General features: G+C 75.4%; 2 protein-coding genes and 2 pseudogenes. 2 read left to right on the top strand and 2 right to left on the bottom strand.

What is annotated here, in order from left to right:
- Positions 1 to 170, top strand: a pseudogene (locus VR44_RS47820) (CoA transferase); the annotation flags it as partial.
- A gap of 118 nt (positions 171 to 288) precedes the next feature.
- On the opposite strand, the gene VR44_RS32355 reads toward VR44_RS47820, so the two are convergent.
- Entirely contained in the window at positions 289 to 558 is a 270-nt protein-coding gene (locus tag VR44_RS32355) for a hypothetical protein (RefSeq protein ID WP_045951195.1), read from the bottom strand.
- Positions 559 to 909: 351 nt separating this feature from the next.
- Between VR44_RS32355 and VR44_RS32350 the strand changes: the two genes are divergently transcribed.
- The gene (locus VR44_RS32350; RefSeq protein WP_425424555.1) at positions 910 to 2487 is read left to right on the top strand and encodes a protein kinase domain-containing protein; all 1578 of its coding nucleotides are present in this window, start codon (positions 910 to 912) and stop codon (positions 2485 to 2487) included.
- Here VR44_RS32350 and VR44_RS32345 read toward each other — a convergent pair.
- Positions 2484 to 2683, bottom strand: a pseudogene (locus VR44_RS32345) (lipase); the annotation flags it as partial. The gene VR44_RS32350 and the pseudogene VR44_RS32345 sit on opposite strands and share 4 nt — an antisense overlap.

Below are 2683 nucleotides of genomic sequence, written 5' to 3'. Positions count from 1 at the left end.
CGGCCGGCCGGCTGCGGGCGCTCCTGCCGCCGATCGGGCTGCCGGGCGGCGCCGAGGCGCGGATGGGAGCGGTGCCCGCACTCGGCGAGCACACCGACGCCCTGCTGCGCGCCCTGGGGATGACGGACGCGCGGATCGCCGAACTGCGCGGGGACGGTGTGGTCGCCTGAGGCCGGGGCGCCGGGCCGTCCGGCGCAGGGTACGCCGGAGGACGCCGGGTGAGGGGGACGGGGCCGGGGTGCAGCCGGACGGGGCCGGCTGCGCTACGGGGACGGTCGCGGGGGACGGTTACGCGCGACGGCTGCCGAAGAGGGTGCGCCGCAGCCTGCGCAGCGGTGCGAACAGCGCGACGCGCGCGCTCCGGCTCCGCTGGACGTGGGTGTGGTCGCGCGAGGTGAGCTCGCGCATCAGCAGGGTCGCCTCGGCCACTTCGTGGCGCGGGGCGGCGGGTCCGCCCAGCACGGCGAGGTGGCGGTCGAGGCGCGAGCTGGTCGCGCTGCTCCCGCAGGTGATGGCAGGCACGCGGGGCGGCCTGCTGCGCATTGCTATCTGTTCCATGTCTCTCCCCACCCGTACGAGGGCACCCGGCCCGGGCAGGGTAACCCTATCGCCTGCACAATGTCCTCGGGTATCCCGGTGGTGTGAATTACCCCTGTGAGTACGGGTAGTTGACGATTACTCAGCGGAGTCGTCCGTCACTCTCCGTACGAAATACGGCACTTGGGAACACGCTCGGTGAGGGCCGCAGGGAGTGTCGTCACGACAGGGGCCACCGGAGCCCCGCTGCGCTAACTTGGAGTGATCACCCGATGACGCAGGGGGGATCGCGTGAGTGCGGACGAAGGCGTGGAGTCCGGGCGTGTCATCGCCGGACGGTACCGGCTGCTCGGCCCCCTGGGCCGCGGCGGCATGGGCGTGGTGTGGCGGGCCCGCGACGAGGTGCTGGCCCGGGAGGTCGCGGTCAAGGAGGTGCGCGCGCCCGCCGGACTGGACGCGGCCGAGGTCGGGCGGCTCTACCGGCGGCTGGAGCGGGAGGCCTGGGCCGCGGCCCGGGTCTCGCACCGCGGGGTGGTCACGGTCTACGACGTGGCCACCGAGGAGGGCCGGCCCTGGATCGTGATGGAGCTGGTGCGCGGCCTCTCCCTGGCGGAGGTGCTGGCGGGCGAGGGGCCGATGACCCCGCAGCGGACGGCGCACCTGGGTGAACAGGTGCTGGCGGCGCTGCGATCGGCGCACGAGGCGGGGGTGCTGCACCGGGACGTGAAGCCGGCCAACGTGCTGGTCGGCAACGACGGGCGGGTGGTGCTGAGCGACTTCGGGATCGCGAGCCTGACGGGCACCTCGCCGCTCACGATGACGGGCGAGGTCATGGGGTCCCCCGAATACCTCGCTCCGGAACGGGCGTTGGGACGCGAGCCGGGTCCGGAGTCGGACCTGTGGTCGCTCGGGGTGATGCTGTACGCGGCCGTGGAGGGGGTCTCGCCCTTCCTGCGGGACACCCCGCTGGCCACGCTGGAGGCCGTGGTGGACGCGGACCCGCCCCCGCCGCGGCGGGCCGGGCCGCTGGAGCCGCTGCTGGAGGGGCTGCTGCGCAAGGACCCGGCGGCTCGGCTGCCCGCGGCGGAGGCCGCCCGGATGCTGCGGATCATCGGCGCGGGGGGCGCCGTACGGGACCCGGGCGGGCCGCGGTGGGATCCGGGGGCGCCGACCGCGGTGGTGGCGGGGCCCTACGAGGGCGAGCGCGAGGGGGGTTACGCCGCCCCGCCGTTGACGGCGGCGCCCCTTCCCGCGCAGCCGCAGGGGCGGAGCGGGGCCGGGGTGGTGCTGACCGTCGGGGTCGTGGCGCTGCTGGCGGTGCTGGCCCTGCTGGTGTGGCTGCTGCTGCGCGACACCGGGGGCGGGAAGGGGGCCGGCGGGCCGGCCGGGGGCTCGGGCGCGACGGCGGGGCCCCCGGAGTCCGCGCCGGCGCCGTCTTCCCCGTCCGTTTCCCCGTCGCCTTCGGCGACCACGGGACCCGCGCAGAACGTCACCCTGTACGTGCACACGCTGCGCGCCGCCTACGCCGGCAGCTGCCCGCCGCCGGCTACGGGCGCGCCCTCGTTCACCGCCACCATCGAGGTGGCCGTGACGCCCGCGGTGGTGGAGTACCGCTGGGCCAGGCTCGACGGCTCCACGTCCGCGGAGCCGTGGCAGAGCATCACGTACGAGGCGGGCGGGGCGCGGACCCGTCAGCTGAACCACGACGAACCCGTGGGGAAGGCGGGCGGGACCGTACAGGACGCGGTACGGCTGGAGGTGCGCGCTCCGCAGCTGAAGACCTCCGCCTGGCTGGAGTTCTCCGTGGCCTGCGAGAAGGAGACCCCGACGGGCGGGGCCTCCTCCCCCGCTCCCACGCTCCCCTCGGGCTCACCCGCGGGGACGCCGGCGCCGACAGCGGGGTCGACGCCGGCGGGGAGGGCGGCGGTCAGCCCTCAGGCCTCGCGCTAGGCCTTGCCGCTGAACACGGGCAGGTAGCCACTGGACTGTCCGGTGGCGGTGGGGTGGTACGACTCGCCGATGTTGGTCCAGTTGACGCTGTGCAGCCACGCGTCGCCGGAGCAGATCTCGTGGCCGGTGAAGGCCCCGACGACCGGGGCGAAGGTGAAGCCGTGGTCGGCGGCGCGCTTGGCGATGGCCGCGTTGA

Origin of the sequence: Streptomyces katrae (assembly GCF_000966975.1) — a bacterium.
In the GTDB taxonomy this organism is placed as follows: Bacteria; Actinomycetota; Actinomycetes; order Streptomycetales; family Streptomycetaceae; genus Streptomyces; species Streptomyces katrae.
Note: the sequence above shows the minus strand (reverse complement) of the source record. Positions and strands in the feature narration are given on the sequence as shown.